Annotated in this window: 16 protein-coding genes and 1 riboswitch; of the genes, 11 read left to right on the top strand and 5 right to left on the bottom strand. The window is 48.2% G+C overall.

Features of this window, described 5'->3' with window-relative positions; all coding sequences use genetic code 11:
- The first annotated feature begins 72 nt into the window (after positions 1 to 72).
- The 3 genes from G459_RS0109005 to G459_RS0108995 are packed head-to-tail and all read left to right on the top strand — an operon-like array spanning position 73 to position 1,843.
- Positions 73 to 696 carry a dioxygenase family protein gene (locus G459_RS0109005; protein ID WP_026967362.1) on the top strand — a complete coding sequence of 208 codons (624 nt, stop codon included), beginning with the start codon at positions 73 to 75 and terminating at the stop codon, positions 694 to 696.
- Positions 697 to 747: 51 nt separating this feature from the next.
- A complete protein-coding gene (locus tag G459_RS0109000; RefSeq protein ID WP_026967361.1) occupies positions 748 to 1,320 on the top strand; it encodes a YceI family protein in 573 nt (190 codons plus the stop codon).
- A gap of 37 nt (positions 1,321 to 1,357) precedes the next feature.
- Positions 1,358 to 1,843, top strand: a complete 486-nt coding sequence (locus tag G459_RS0108995; protein WP_026967360.1) for a hypothetical protein — start codon at positions 1,358 to 1,360, stop codon at positions 1,841 to 1,843.
- 78 nt (positions 1,844 to 1,921) lie between these two features.
- Here G459_RS0108995 and G459_RS0108990 read toward each other — a convergent pair whose 3' ends face one another.
- On the bottom strand, positions 1,922 to 4,312 hold the full coding sequence (locus G459_RS0108990; protein ID WP_026967359.1) for a TonB-dependent receptor: 2,391 nt from the start codon (positions 4,310 to 4,312) through the stop codon (positions 1,922 to 1,924).
- A gap of 141 nt (positions 4,313 to 4,453) precedes the next feature.
- A riboswitch (TPP riboswitch) is annotated at positions 4,454 to 4,550 on the bottom strand.
- Positions 4,551 to 4,639: 89 nt separating this feature from the next.
- Between G459_RS0108990 and G459_RS0108985 the strand changes: the two genes are divergently transcribed.
- Genes G459_RS0108985 through G459_RS0108975 form a run of 3 tightly spaced genes read left to right on the top strand, consistent with a single transcriptional unit; the run spans position 4,640 to position 6,276 of the window.
- On the top strand, positions 4,640 to 5,485 hold the full coding sequence (locus tag G459_RS0108985) for a fumarylacetoacetate hydrolase family protein (protein WP_026967358.1): 846 nt from the start codon (positions 4,640 to 4,642) through the stop codon (positions 5,483 to 5,485).
- 6 nt (positions 5,486 to 5,491) lie between these two features.
- Complete coding sequence (locus tag G459_RS0108980) at positions 5,492 to 5,848, top strand: TfoX/Sxy family protein (protein WP_026967357.1); 357 nt, start codon at positions 5,492 to 5,494, stop codon at positions 5,846 to 5,848.
- Complete coding sequence (locus tag G459_RS0108975) at positions 5,845 to 6,276, top strand: secondary thiamine-phosphate synthase enzyme YjbQ (protein WP_026967356.1); 432 nt, start codon at positions 5,845 to 5,847, stop codon at positions 6,274 to 6,276. Before G459_RS0108980 ends, G459_RS0108975 begins: the two co-directional genes overlap by 4 nt.
- Before the next feature lie 28 nt (positions 6,277 to 6,304).
- Here G459_RS0108975 and G459_RS0108970 read toward each other — a convergent pair whose 3' ends face one another.
- From G459_RS0108970 to G459_RS0108955, 4 genes are read right to left on the bottom strand one after another with little or no spacing between them, the layout of a single operon-like run.
- Positions 6,305 to 6,562: a hypothetical protein gene (locus G459_RS0108970; protein ID WP_026967355.1), complete on the bottom strand. Its 258-nt coding sequence runs from the start codon at positions 6,560 to 6,562 to the stop codon at positions 6,305 to 6,307.
- Between the two features lie 13 nt (positions 6,563 to 6,575).
- Complete coding sequence (locus G459_RS0108965; RefSeq protein WP_026967354.1) at positions 6,576 to 7,808, bottom strand: serine hydrolase; 1,233 nt, start codon at positions 7,806 to 7,808, stop codon at positions 6,576 to 6,578.
- Positions 7,805 to 8,866, bottom strand: a complete 1,062-nt coding sequence (locus tag G459_RS0108960; RefSeq protein ID WP_026967353.1) for an aminotransferase class I/II-fold pyridoxal phosphate-dependent enzyme — start codon at positions 8,864 to 8,866, stop codon at positions 7,805 to 7,807. The genes G459_RS0108965 and G459_RS0108960 overlap by 4 nt, the downstream gene beginning before the upstream one ends.
- A gap of 18 nt (positions 8,867 to 8,884) precedes the next feature.
- Positions 8,885 to 9,307, bottom strand: a complete 423-nt coding sequence (locus tag G459_RS0108955; RefSeq protein ID WP_026967352.1) for a VOC family protein — start codon at positions 9,305 to 9,307, stop codon at positions 8,885 to 8,887.
- A 60-nt stretch (positions 9,308 to 9,367) separates the two neighbouring features.
- Here G459_RS0108955 and G459_RS0108950 point away from each other — a divergent pair, with 60 nt between their 5' ends.
- From G459_RS0108950 to G459_RS0108930, 5 genes are all read left to right on the top strand, one after another.
- Positions 9,368 to 10,267, top strand: a complete 900-nt coding sequence (locus tag G459_RS0108950; protein WP_026967351.1) for a patatin-like phospholipase family protein — start codon at positions 9,368 to 9,370, stop codon at positions 10,265 to 10,267.
- Positions 10,257 to 10,874, top strand: a complete 618-nt coding sequence (locus G459_RS0108945) for a class I SAM-dependent methyltransferase (protein ID WP_026967350.1) — start codon at positions 10,257 to 10,259, stop codon at positions 10,872 to 10,874. The genes G459_RS0108950 and G459_RS0108945 overlap by 11 nt, the downstream gene beginning before the upstream one ends.
- Before the next feature lie 77 nt (positions 10,875 to 10,951).
- Entirely contained in the window at positions 10,952 to 11,554 is a 603-nt protein-coding gene (locus G459_RS0108940) for a trimeric intracellular cation channel family protein (RefSeq protein WP_026967349.1), read from the top strand.
- 183 nt (positions 11,555 to 11,737) lie between these two features.
- A complete protein-coding gene (locus tag G459_RS0108935; protein WP_051315153.1) occupies positions 11,738 to 12,583 on the top strand; it encodes a YitT family protein in 846 nt (281 codons plus the stop codon).
- Positions 12,583 to 13,164, top strand: a complete 582-nt coding sequence (locus G459_RS0108930) for an HD domain-containing protein (protein WP_026967347.1) — start codon at positions 12,583 to 12,585, stop codon at positions 13,162 to 13,164. The genes G459_RS0108935 and G459_RS0108930 overlap by 1 nt, the downstream gene beginning before the upstream one ends.

The raw sequence follows: 13,164 nt of genomic DNA, 5'->3' as shown, positions 1-13,164 counted from the left end.
AATTAACTCAGGTCAGATGATTCGATTTTCAGGTACTCATTTCTTTTGTTCCATTTGGGAAAAAAGAAAGCGATGAAACGACACCTTATCCGATGCCTGATCTATTGTTCTATTTTTCTAAGCATCAAGTGCTCCGGTCAGTCCCGCAAACTAGTTGGAGGAGGCTGTGAAGGCTGCAAGGCAATCTTTGAGTTTGGAGAAAAAACTCTGACTAACGTGGATACACTTCCGGGTTTCCACAGCACTGAACCCAAGCTCAAAATCACCGGAACGGTATTTCGGCGCGATGGAAAAACCCCGGCAAAGGATGTCATTCTCTACGTCTACCATACCGACCGAACAGGTATTTATCCGAAAAAAGGTAATGAAGTTGGTTGGGCGAGAAGACATGGATATCTGCGGGGTTGGGTCAAAACAGATCAAAGCGGGCGCTATACTTTTTACACCTTCCGTCCTGCGGCCTATCCTGACCGATCCGAACCGGAACACATTCATTTGACGGTAAAGGAGCCTGACAAAAACGAATATTATCTAGATGAGTTTGTTTTCGCAGATGATCCGATCTTGACTCCGGCGCGCCGCAAAAAACTTGAAGACCGGGGAGGATCCGGTATCCTTCCGTCTGTCAACTCCCGAGGAATGCTCCACGCGAACCGGGATATTATCCTCGGCCTCAACATCCCGGATTATGACTAGGCACTTGCTTTTTCGCTTCTATTTGCCTTTGGCTGCGGGGAAAATCAACCTTTGATTCCAGCGAAAGCCGGACTTATCCACAGTCCGGCTCCGGGCAAAAAGGCGACCGGACAGAAAGATACCATGTGGATAAGTCTCCCCCAAAGCAAGATCCTTTGGAAAGGGACCAAGATGAGGGGACTCGGAAAACATGAAGGAGAAATCCCGCTCAAAAAGGGTTTTCTTCTGGAAAATCAGGGACAATGGATCAACGGATATTTTGAAATCGACATGGAAAAAATCCGGGTGACCGACATTCCCGAATCCGATCCCATTCCGCTCAGAAAACTGACGGCCCATCTCAAAGACGAAGACTTTTTTGATGTGGATAAGTATCCTATTTCCAAATTTTATCTCCGAGAGATCAAAGTGGTCGACCAAGGAAAACTTGTCCTCAGCGGCGATCTTGAGATCAAACGAATCACAAAACCGATCAGCTTTGAAGGAACTCAGAACGGGCGTCAGGTTTTGTCCACATTCTCCATCGACCGTTTTGACTGGGACATTGCCTATACCGGATCTTGGGCAGACAGGACGCTGGTGGATCGGGAGATCGAGTTTCGGGTAAAACTCGTGTTGAAATGACGCTTTTGATTATATTGAAAAATATGGCGATAAAGTCATGAAGCATTTCAACCATACAAATCGAAACTACGGTATCAACGGATCGAGAGTGCTGGGGATTTCCTTAGCGACTGCGGGACTGATTGTTTTACTTATTCCCATGTTTGTTGAAGTAGCTACTGATCCCCGAAAAGTTGGCTTGGTGGGCGGTGGTGCCATTTTGCTTGGAGCGTTATTGATTGCCATGTCCGCTGGCACGGAGCTGGACTTTGAAAGCAGCCGATTCAGAAAATATCATCGCATCCACTGTTTCAAATTTGGACAATGGCAGGATCTTCCAAAGATCGAAGCCGCGAAAATCATCATTCACAGCTTTCGCAGCCAACACATTCCCAACGGAATCACGCCCACGATGTCGGGCCCGGTCACTCTATACAAATGCGTGCTGCTCGCCAATGACTCCCAGTTTTTAGTCTTTGATTATTTCAAAGAGAAGGATGCGATAGCTGCGTTGTTGAAGATCAAAGCCGGAGTGGGGATTTGAAAGGAAATCAAAAATCGTGGTCTGCGTCCGCACAGACCACGGAAATTAAATCGTCAACTTCGGTCTCCAAACCCTTTCTTAAAACTTCAAACTCAGCCCCAACAGGAAGTTCGTTCCGGCCTGTGGATAATAGAAGTTCTCTGTCACCAACTCCCTCCCGCTTGCTTCTCCCGGGACAAAATAGCTGAACGTGTATCCGTTTGGCTCATACATCTCATTAAAGATGTTGTTGATCAGCAGATTCAATTCGAGGCCCTTGAAGAATCTGGGCTGGGCGGCATAGCTGATCCGGAAATCACTGATGAAGAACGCGTCGAGCGAGCGTCCGTCATTTGAGGTGTTATCCAGGTATTGCTTTCCCACATACTTATTCAGCAGATTGAGCGAGAGGTTTTTCACCGGCTTGAACTCGATGATCGCCGAACCCACCACATTGGGAGAGAATGCGATATCCGTGTCTGTATAGGTGAAAGCCTCCTGCTGGAAATCCGCTCCGCTGTAGTCGTCCACATACTCCGTAAACTCATTGATCTTGTTTTGGCTGAAGGCAATATTTCCCCCAAAAGTCCAAGCCTTGCTCAGCTGAAATGCCGCATCAAACTCGAGCCCGGCCCGATAGGAAGAGGCCACATTTTCACGGATATAGGCCCCCACGTCGTTGATCTGACCGGTCAGTATCAACTGATCTTTGTAATCCATGTAGTAGAAGTTGGCATTGTAGCTGAATCGGCCGCTTTGGGCTCGAATGCCGGCTTCGATGTTGTTTAGCCTTTCGGGTTTTGGCACTTCCGTGATCGGATTATCCGTAAAGTCCGAGCGGGTCGGCTCGCGGTTGGCTACCGCAAAGCTCGCATACCACGTCTGTTTGCCCTTTTCGTAAGAGAATCCAAACTTGGGATTGAAGAACGTGTAGCTTTCCTGCCCGTCCACAATCCTTCGGTCGTCATTCACCCCGGCAAACGAATAATCGATACCGCGCACCTGCAAGTCTCCAAAGAGATTCAATCCGGGACTAACTTCGTACGTCGCTTTTGCATAGATGTTCCGGTCGTCTTTGACGGCATTGTTATCGTAATATCGGTCGCGGATCTCGGTGTCACCGGCGATTCTCGCCCAGATGATTTCCCCAAAGTGGTCTCCATCGTATCGGTTTGCTCCGCCGCCCAAGATGAAGTCCAATTGCCCGTTGTCGGATATGTAATTCACCGAACCGACAAAGCCAAAGAAGTCGTTGTCCAGCCAGCGACGGCGGATGATATCGGTGCTTTCGATGGTCTCATCGCCAATGGTCACCGGCGGCAATCCATAGCTCGCAAGGTCGTCGTCTTCCCGGTATTGCTCGTAGTAGCCCCGGCCGTAGGTGTAGTGAAGCGCCAGATTGGTCTTCCAGTTCGTCCCCACTTTTCCCGTATAGATGAACTGGTAGTGGTCCTGCTGGTAATTGTCTGTCTCGTTGTCGTAGGTATAGTAGTTCCAGGTCCGGTCGTCCTCGAGCTTGGATTCAGGCAGGCCGTTCCAGCTTTGGTAGGTTTGCTCTTTGCCGGAGAAAGCGATCACCTTGATCACGCTTTTTTCCCCATAGTATCCGCCAGAAACAAACCAGCTGCTCAGGTCCGAAAATGCCCGATCGACATAGCCGTCAGAAGTAATCTTGGAAAGCCGCGCATCCACCGCAAATCGATCATTGAGCAAGCCGGTCCCTGCCTTCACCTTATGTCGCCAGGTATTGAAAGAGCCGAAGCTGTTGTCAATCTGCGCATACGGGTCGTCGTGCCGAGTGTCAGTCTGGAAGTTGAGGCTGGCGCCAAAAGTAGCGGCACCGTTTGTCGAAGTGCCCACTCCCCGCTGAATCTGGACGTTGTCCACCGAAGAGGCAAAGTCCGGCATGTTGACAAAGAAAATCCCATGCGACTCGGCATCGTTGATTGGGATTCCATTGACTGTGCCGTTGATTCGGGTTTGGTCAGTACCGCGAATCCGCATCCCGGTGTAGCCAACGCCAGCGCCTGCGTCTGAATAGCTGACCACGGACGGCGTGTATTGGAGCAAGATGGGAATGTCCTGTCCCAAATTTCGTTTGGCGATTTCAGACTTATCCACATTGGTAAATGTCGTGGGCGTATTGGCAGAGGCACGCGTAGCAGAGACGACAAATTCCTCGGACAGAAATTCCCGGCTCGTCAGCGCAATCTCCAATTTACCGGCGTATGGGACAGAAATCACTTGCCTGAAAGCCTCAAAGCCCAAGAACGATACGCGTAATTCTACCTCTCCGGCGGGTAATTTTGAGAGCGTAAACTCTCCTTTTTCATCCGTCACTGCACCGATTCCGAGTTTTTCAGTCCAGACAGATGCTCCAATCAGCGGTTCGCCGCTTTGAGATTCTGTTACTTTTCCACTCAGGCTATTTTGAGCCCAAGCAGAGATTGTAGCCAAGTACAGCACCAAGCCAATTACTAACTTTTTCATGTGTAATATATTCCCTTCCGGGACATTGAGTGAAACATTGGAAAGCCCAAGGGAGGTCTTCCGTGACAGTTTACCCGGTTTGCAAAACGAAAATCAGAAATTGCCCGAAGGGTACCGCTTCGGCATGTTCATGAATAGTTCCGTTTCACTTTCTCATTTCCCTTCGCCGGCATTATCCGGATCAGGTCGTATGGGTATGATCTCAGCCCGTTTTGTTAAGGCACCCCTTATGATCTTTGGCAAATGTACGAGCGAAAAGTTTCTTTGCAAGTCTCGCCCTTCAATTCCTTTTTTCTAAATTCCCAAAAATAAACCCTTCTCAAGCCTATGAAACTTTACAAATTGACCAACGGAACACTTTTAGAATCTGACAACGGCATCTTTCTCGGTCCAGAACTCGACTGGGATCAATTACTTGGAAGAGAGCATTTACCTCAACTTTTGAAATCAGAGGCTTCCCATTGGGAAAAAATTGAGTTTGAAAAAGCCGAAGAATTGAAGGAAGAAGGCCTATTGGCTCCGATGGGCAATCAGGAAATATGGGCAGCCGGCGTGACCTACTACCGAAGCCGAACCGCCCGAATGGAAGAATCGCAGGGTGCAGGTGGAGCGGACTTTTATGACAAAGTCTATGCGGCCGACCGGCCCGAACTATTCTTCAAAGCGACGGCAAGCCGCGTATCCAATCCCGGTGAGACGGTCAATATCCGCAAAGATTCCACCTGGGACGTACCCGAGCCGGAGTTGACCTTACTGATCTCCCCTGCGGGAAAAGTGCAGGGATTCACCGTTGGAAATGACATGAGCAGCCGCAGCATCGAGGGCGAGAACCCGCTCTATCTGCCGCAAGCCAAAGTGTATCAAGGTTGCGCCGCGGTTGGTCCCTGTATCCTGATTCAGGAAGAGATGCTGCCAGATTCGAGCAAAATAAGCTTGGAAATTGTCAGAAACGGCAAGATAGAAGCTTCTGGCGAGACCGGTTTAGACCAGATGAAGCGCAAGCCACAAGAGTTGGCAGACTGGCTGTTCCGCGCCAATACCTTCCCAATCGGCTGCTTGATGATGACCGGAACCGGCATCGTGCCGGACAATTTTACGCTTGAAAAAGGTGATGTGGTTAAAATCACAATTGAGGGAATCGGAACGCTGGAGAATAAAGTAGGAAAAATCTGATCGAAAATGGCTTTTGACCCCTATCAGCTGGAGCGGATCGAACAAGTACTCCATTCTAGAAAAATCCCTTTTCTATCCAAGAAAATGATGGGAGGTCAACTCATCCTAGTGGACGATAAAATGCTTATGGGCCTTGATCAGGATAAAAAGACCAAGGAAAACCGACTGATGGTTCGAGTTGGGGAGGAAGGATGGGCGGAGGCCCTCCGACAACCCGGCTGTAGAGAGATGGATTTTACCGGAAGACCGATGAAGGGGTTTGTATACGTTTATCCGGAAGGGTTTGACATGGACGATCAGTTGGAATTTTGGATTGATTTGGCTTTGGCTTTCAACCCCAAGGCCAAGAAAAGTAAAAAATGAGCACTGTCTTCTTTCAAAAAACTCTCCGATTGCCAAGTTATCCACAGGGGTACCACCTAATTACGGATCATGTGGAGCGGGCAATTCCTGAAATCAGGGAAATCAAGATCGGATTTTTGCAGGTTTTTCTCCAGCACACTTCCGCCGGACTCTGCATCAATGAAAACGCCGATCCGACCGTCCGTAAAGACTTCCAAACATTTGTAAACGAATTGATTCCGGAAAATTATCCACGCTTTGTCCACAACGACGAAGGCCCGGATGACATGCCTGCGCACATTAAAAGCGCTTTTTTTGGCGTCAGCTTGCAAATTCCCATTTCCAGTGGAAAACTCGCTCTTGGAATATGGCAGGGAATTTACCTCTGCGAATTTCGCTATCGTGGAGGTGGTAGAAACTTGGTTCTGACGGCTTTTGGAACCGGCTAATGTCCGTGTTTCTCGAGAAGGCTCCGGTTCAATCAGCAGCTTTCTTAAATTTCCTGACTGCGGGAATGTAAACCCAGACGTACATCAAAAAACCAAAAAGAATCTGAAAAAGCAGGCAATTGATCCATGGGGAAAAGTGCCGCAACAACTCCAACTGGATCGTCCCATCGATGTAAAGCTCGGTAACGACCATCATGGCCAAACTCGTGGGCAGCACGAAACTCAACCAAAAATTGAAGATTGATCGATAGATAAAAGGGAGCTTCTTAGAGCTAGGTTTGCCCATGTTTCCGCGATGCTTAATGGTAGTCAAACTTGATTTTCTCCAGATCTGCAGGAATCTGCTTCTTTCGCTTGAGTTCTCGCTGGTAAAGATACTCCCCCAGTTCTGCGAAAAAGGGCTTTCCAATTTCCTCCGTTTCGTAAGTGTTGTCATTAAGCGTTTGATTTTCATTGGTGTAAATGACCGCAGAAACGAGAAACTCCACGCCGTTTTCAAAGTCCACGAAATAGCTCCCATCGACGAGGTAGCCGTATGACCAACCTGTCTTGTTGAAGATTCTAAACTGTTTGGGGATGGGATCCTTGGTGGCTCCAAACTTGAAAAATTTAGAATACCCATCGTAGAATTCCGTTTGGTCGTAGTGTGGATAAGTGCTTTCCCCCGGGAGCATACTCATGTATTTCAGGACGAAATCCCGATTCTCCTCCGAAATATCAAACCGATCCGACTCCAAAAAAGCCTGCGGAAAAACGATCCTTTGAACTACTCCATGCAGATCGGTCAAAGCAAACTTGTTCTTAAAAGAAAAGTCCATTCCTCCCTGAATCAGGGAATCATTTCTATAGAAAGCCTTCCCTATTTTGGGTCTTCCCGGCACGACATACGTGCTGTCCGAGTGGCGTCCAGGCAACTCAAGCAACGCTTTTCCTGAGTTATCCACAAATCTAACAGGATTGAAAAAACGGTTTTCCTCCGGGGAAATTGGAAAACTCAAGCGCTGTGTGATGACAGAGTGATTGAGTCCCTTTTCCTTCAGCTTGCTGTTGATATAGTCCAATCCGAGTAATTCATAAAGGCGATTGGCTGCGTCGTTGTCAGAGACCAACAGGATCTTCTTGATATAATGACCGATACTGGGAAGACCGTTCTGGGCGGAGGAATCAGTGAAGGCTGGAAGTTGGGAAGGCCTGACAGAATCGGTCAACATGATGGTCTCCAAGTTCAAGCCTTCCACATTTTGATCCTCCAACCACTCCAATGCCAACAGCGCAATCGGCAGCTTGACAGTGGACGCCGGATAGAAATAATGATCGTCGTCCAGGTTAAACTTGAAATCCGTAAACATGGGGACGCCATGTTCGTTGCGATCAATCTGGGTGTAGATGATCTGAACTTGATACTTATCCACATCCGCCAGTACCCGCTTGATCATGGGATAGTCCTCAAATTCATCCTCAAAGGGGCTAGTCTGCTTAGATTCGCATGAAAAAACAATCGCAGCAAGCAACAAAAAGGATAGACTTCTCATGAGCGGGCGAGGTTATGAATGATGTCATTGAGATACATCAAGTCCTCCATCTCGTGGAACCCGGAAATGACAATTCTGTTTATACTCGGACTCTGCGCCGTCGGGTAGGAAAACGACGACGTGATGATTCCGGCTTTCTCGAATTCCTTCACCCACTCGTCTTCTGTGTAGATAAAAGCCGGAAAATGTCTGCTTCCCTTGATTTGGGAAATCTTGGCCGTCTCCTGGGCAAAGATCCCGCAGGCATCTGAAAGCCATCTTTTCTTCTCCAAATACAGATCCTCCATGTCCAGAAAAGTCCTCAGATACGCCGGCGAGCCGGGCGACGCGCCACCAAAGAGTGGGGTATCTTTGATCTTATTTATTTGAGCATCCTTTCCCAGAATTATGCCTGCGGGCAGGCCCAAACCCTTCCCCAATGAGCCCGAGACGAGCAAATTCACGTGTGGATTGGCCCATCGCTGATAGCTTCCGTAGATGCTGTTCCCGTACGTACCGAATGCGTGACTGTCGTCGACCAACTGACTAACTTGATGTTTTTTTGCAATCTCCTTGACCCATTCATACTCATGGATTTGACCCGCCATTGGATCTAACGCATTCCCAATGATCAAAATTCTTCGCGCTGAGAGCTCGTTGGACTGCACCAAGCAGTCTGCTTTCCATTGTGTAAAATTGAGTTGAGTAGAAGGTTTCAAACCGTCCGGGATGACTGCAGCATGTGTATCCGGCGCTATCCAAACCTCGTCAGCATCGGCGATGAGTGATTTCCAAGCTGCAATCCCAGCCAGATATCCAGAGCTTAGCACCGCGGCGGCATCCGCCCCTGCAGCCAATGAAAAAGATTCCTCGAATTCCTCAAACACATGAAGTCGGACATTGCCGATCCTGCTCTGTCCATAATTGGCTCCAAATTCAAAAAGATTGTTGGCCAAATTGTCCAGGAAATCGGTGTCTTGGGCGATTCCCAGATAGGACGTTCCACTGAAATAGAGGTAGTCTTTGCCCTCTATCTGGACCATCCGGCCGATTCCTGAGTCTAGGTAATGATTTTTCACTGGTCAGCGCGTCAATTACTATTTGGCAAAAATCTGAGAAGGATCCTGAAAGGACTTGAACTCCAGCGCATTTCCGCAAGGGTCAAGGAAAAACATCGTTGCCTGCTCACCAACCTCGCCTTGAAACCGGATGTAAGGATCAATCACGAATTCGATCCCGTATTTCTTGAGCTTCTCGGCTAGTTCGTGCCATTCGTCCCAATCCAAGATCGCTCCAAAATGCCGAACCGGCACGTTCTTCCCATCTACCTCATTCGTCTTGGCATTGGCCAGTTCGTCTGGCTTGATGTGGGCGGAAAGCTGATGCCCAAAGAAGTTGAAATCGATCCATTTTTCGGTACTTCTACCGATGTCACAACCCAGCAGATCACCGTAAAATGCTCGTGTTTCCTGGATATCTCGGATCGGAAAAGCCAGGTGGAAAGGTTTAAATTGGCCCATATTGCTTAATTTTGTCGGAGGTTTTTTATCTGAAGGATTCTTTTTTTGCTCCCTAAATATATGTCAAAAAAGAAAACAGTTTCATTGGTTTTGAGCAGCGGCGGCGCAAGGGGGCTGGCGCATGTGGGCGTGATCGAGGAGCTCGAAAGCCGGGGTTACGAGATCGGCGAGATTGCCGGCTGCTCCGTCGGGGCCTTGGTTGGAGGCATGTACGCCGCCGGCAAGATGCCGGAGTTCAAAGACTGGATCTGCAACCTAGATCGATTGGATGTTTTTTCGCTGATGGATTTCACGTTTTCCAGCCGGGGATTTATCCGGGGAGAAAAGGTGTACAATGCCCTGAAGAGAGTGGTCAAAGACTGCCAAATCGAAGACCTCCCGATTCCCTTTTCCTGCAATGCAGTCGACTACAAAAGCGGAAAAGAATACATCTTTAGAGAAGGAAGCCTGTTTGCAGCAATCCGCGCGTCTGGAAGCATCCCGACAGTGTTTCAACCGGCCCGGCATTCTCGGCAGGAATTCATAGACGGCGGGGTATTGAATCCGATTCCGATTTCTCTGATTACCAATCATGAAAACCGTACGCTGGTCGTGGTGGAGGTCAATGGGCCGGAACACTTTTTCGTCCCCCGTCCCAAGACTGATCAAAGGGGTAAAAGCTATATTTCGATTCCAGGTTGGCTCCAGGATTATCACCGGAAGATGATCCAGTATTTCCCCGAAGAGCAAAAGGTAGAGAAACCCACCTCCCTAACTTCATTTAGCATTATCTCCAGGTCTTTTGAGCTACTTCAGGATCGGTTTTGTGAATTGCTGATCGAAAAGTATCCTGTCGACGTGACCGTGAGAATCGCGAGAAAGCAAGCGGGTACGCTGGAGTTTCACCGCGCTGCGGAGATGATCGAAATAGGCAGAAACCTCGCCAAAACCGCCCTTGACAAACTGGAAGATGGAAATTAATAGCCTCAATCGACTACTCGGAAATGTCGACATCTATCTGCTGGATCAAATCCTGAAGGGGCGACTTACCAAAGAAATGAAGATTCTCGACGCTGGCTGCGGAGAAGGAAGAAACACGGTCTACTTCGTCAATCAGGGGTATCAGATCTTTGGCATCGACCCAAATGAAACAGCCATTCAATACTGCCGATATCAGGCGAAAAGCCTGAACTCCAATTTCGATACGCATCGCTTTCAAGTTGGGAAACTGGAGGAGGTTCCCTTTCACACCGGAGCGTTTGACGCGGTGATTTGCTCAGCTGTTTTGCACTTTGCGCACGATGTGGATAACTTCCGAAAAATGATCTCCGAGATCCATCGGGTGCTGAAACCGGGAGGGATTTTCTGGTTTCGGATGTGCACCGGATTTGGAGGAGTTTTGGAGCAAAGCAAGTCGCTGGGAAGCGGCAGATTCCACCTTCCTGACGGGTCAGAGCGGTTTGTGCTGAGTTCTTCCGATGTGGATAACTTGGAAAAAATAGGATTCAAATTCCTCGAAACCCCGAAAACGGTCTTGGTCTTGGGACAGCGGGAGATGGGAGTTTTCTTGATGGAAAAAGTCCAGTAACCCGATCCTGTGATGGAATCTCTCGGATTGAATTGGGTCTTTGCTATTCGCTGCGTTTATTACCATAACTTTTGAAGATGGAATTCCAATACGCTTTTGAACTCGTCGGTACGTTTGTTTTCGCGATCTCGGGCGCTCTCGCCATCCGTGAAAAGGAACATGATCTTTTTGGCGCGGGATTCACGGGATTCATCACCGCCATCGGAGGAGGAACCCTGCGGGACATCTTGCTGGACAGCTATCCGCTGGTTTGGATCGGCAATGTGCAGGTATTGTACGCGATCCTAGCCGGCGTATTTGCTGCGTTCATATTCCCGCGATTTCTAAGTCAGTTGCGAAAGACGTTTTTCCTATTCGACACGCTCGGGATTGGATTTTTCACCGTGTTGGGCGTCGAGAAAGCGCTAAGCCTTGGCTTCCGGCCAGAGATTGCTGCGATCATGGGCATGTTTTCGGCAGTGATGGGCGGAGTGATCCGAGATACACTGACCAACGAAATCCCGATCCTTTTCCGCAAGGAAATCTACGCCTCGGCCTGTCTGGCAGGTGCTGTGTTTTACTTGCTGATGGACTATTTTGGGCTAGAGCGAAACTACAACCTCTTTATCTCGATGGCATTGGTCGTTGGCATTCGCCTGATCGCTATGAAATACAAGCTAAGCCTCCCGAGATTGGACTAAAATGCGGGAAACGGCAGATTATTTCACTTTCCTTAAAGAATTCTCAGATTCGGGTTTGGGCGCCATCCCTTTTTGCTTAAATTTTACGAAAAATTAATTGGAGAAAAAACGTATTCTTTTTTCACAGCACGCAGAATGAACCTTAATAAACAAGAAGTTGACTGGAAAGCAGTTTTCGATCCAATGTCAATTTTTTACATCGTAACAGGAGTCTTCTGTGCGGCAATTTCACTGGAAGTATTCATGCTTCCCAATAAGTTTTTGGATGGCGGAGTGACAGGCATTGCCATCATTGCAAACCTCCATTATGGGATTAACCTCAACGTGCTGTTGGTGGTAATTAACATCCCGTTTTTATACCTGGGGTGGAAAAAAATCGGGAAGACTTTCGCAGTCCAATCTACCTTTTCAGTATTTCTGCTGGTGGCTGTACTCGAATTTTTGAGTATCGGTCCAATTACCAGAGATTTGGTTTTAAGCGCGGTATTTGGCGGAATATTGATGGGTCTTGGCATCGGACTGATTATACGAGGGGGCGGATTGATCGATGGTTTTGAGGTCATTACCGAATTTGTACAGAAAAATTCCCCGCTTTCAGCCAGCGAAATCACTGTTTTTTTGAACTCGCTGATCATGTTGTTCGCCGCTATATTTTTCGGCATAGAACCTGCGATGTATTCGATACTAACGTATTTCACTGCCATCAAGATGACGGATTATGTGGTGGAGGGATTTGAGGAATACACGGCCCTGACTATTATCTCCCGTGAGGAGGACAAAGTGAAGGAACTAATCGTGAAGGATTTTGGGAAGGCTATCTCTGTTTATAAAGGCGAAAGAGGCTATCTTCCTGAGACATTTCACATCAAGCATCCCTGTGACATCATCATGACTGTAGTCACCAGGCTGGAAGTACACCGAATGAAAGAAGCGATCAAAAATATAGACCCTAAGGCCTTCTTTTATGTCCAGACGATCAAGGAAGTGAAAGGTGGAGTCATCAAACGGGTCGGTAAAAAGCACAGCTGATGGTTTTTGAAGAAATCCAACACACAATCTATCGGGATATTTTGGCAAAACTGCCTCAACATCTCGCCTACCACAATCTGGGGCACACCACCTACGTGCTGGATCAGGCGATTTTTTTGGCCAATGAATCCGAGGTGTCGAGCGAAGACATTCATCTGCTGAAGTTGGCGGCGCTTTTTCACGACACCGGATTCATCGACAACCCCAAAGACCATGAGGAAAAGGGCTGCAAAATAGCCGAATCCTACCTCGCCAACTTCTACTCTCCCGCCGAGCTGAAAAAAATCTACGGGATGATCATGGCTACCAAAATCCCCCAAAGTCCGACCAATCACCTCGAAAACATCCTGGCTGATGCCGATCTGGAGTACCTGGGAACGGATCTTTTTGATCAAATCGGTGAGACGCTCTATCAGGAATTGAAGCATTTCAATCCGGACTTTACCGAGCAGGCATGGGACGAGCTCCAGTTGGTCTTCATGCAAAAGCACCACTACCACACCGAATACTGCCGCATCCACCGGGAGCCCAAAAAGCAGGAAAATCTACTGACGGTGAAGAAGAGACTGGGATTAGCCTAG

This window comes from Algoriphagus terrigena DSM 22685 (assembly GCF_000429445.1).
In the GTDB taxonomy this organism is placed as follows: domain Bacteria; phylum Bacteroidota; class Bacteroidia; order Cytophagales; family Cyclobacteriaceae; genus Algoriphagus; species Algoriphagus terrigena.
The sequence above is the reverse complement of the archived record's forward strand: the minus strand, read 5'-3'. Positions and strand labels throughout refer to the sequence as shown.

Excerpts from the sequence above, each read along its gene's own strand:
- G459_RS0109005 (WP_026967362.1), top strand. The coding sequence starts at position 73 with ATGAAACGACACCTTATCCGATGCCTGATCTATTGTTCTATTTTTCTA.
- G459_RS0108995 (WP_026967360.1), top strand. The coding sequence starts at position 1,358 with ATGAAGCATTTCAACCATACAAATCGAAACTACGGTATCAACGGATCG.
- G459_RS0108990 (WP_026967359.1), bottom strand. The coding sequence starts at position 4,312 with ATGAAAAAGTTAGTAATTGGCTTGGTGCTGTACTTGGCTACAATCTCT.
- G459_RS0108985 (WP_026967358.1), top strand. The coding sequence starts at position 4,640 with ATGAAACTTTACAAATTGACCAACGGAACACTTTTAGAATCTGACAAC.
- G459_RS0108980 (WP_026967357.1), top strand. The coding sequence starts at position 5,492 with ATGGCTTTTGACCCCTATCAGCTGGAGCGGATCGAACAAGTACTCCAT.
- G459_RS0108975 (WP_026967356.1), top strand. The coding sequence starts at position 5,845 with ATGAGCACTGTCTTCTTTCAAAAAACTCTCCGATTGCCAAGTTATCCA.
- G459_RS0108970 (WP_026967355.1), bottom strand. The coding sequence starts at position 6,562 with ATGGGCAAACCTAGCTCTAAGAAGCTCCCTTTTATCTATCGATCAATC.
- G459_RS0108965 (WP_026967354.1), bottom strand. The coding sequence starts at position 7,808 with ATGAGAAGTCTATCCTTTTTGTTGCTTGCTGCGATTGTTTTTTCATGC.
- G459_RS0108955 (WP_026967352.1), bottom strand. The coding sequence starts at position 9,307 with ATGGGCCAATTTAAACCTTTCCACCTGGCTTTTCCGATCCGAGATATC.
- G459_RS0108950 (WP_026967351.1), top strand. The coding sequence starts at position 9,368 with ATGTCAAAAAAGAAAACAGTTTCATTGGTTTTGAGCAGCGGCGGCGCA.
- G459_RS0108945 (WP_026967350.1), top strand. The coding sequence starts at position 10,257 with ATGGAAATTAATAGCCTCAATCGACTACTCGGAAATGTCGACATCTAT.
- G459_RS0108940 (WP_026967349.1), top strand. The coding sequence starts at position 10,952 with ATGGAATTCCAATACGCTTTTGAACTCGTCGGTACGTTTGTTTTCGCG.
- G459_RS0108935 (WP_051315153.1), top strand. The coding sequence starts at position 11,738 with ATGTCAATTTTTTACATCGTAACAGGAGTCTTCTGTGCGGCAATTTCA.
- G459_RS0108930 (WP_026967347.1), top strand. The coding sequence starts at position 12,583 with ATGGTTTTTGAAGAAATCCAACACACAATCTATCGGGATATTTTGGCA.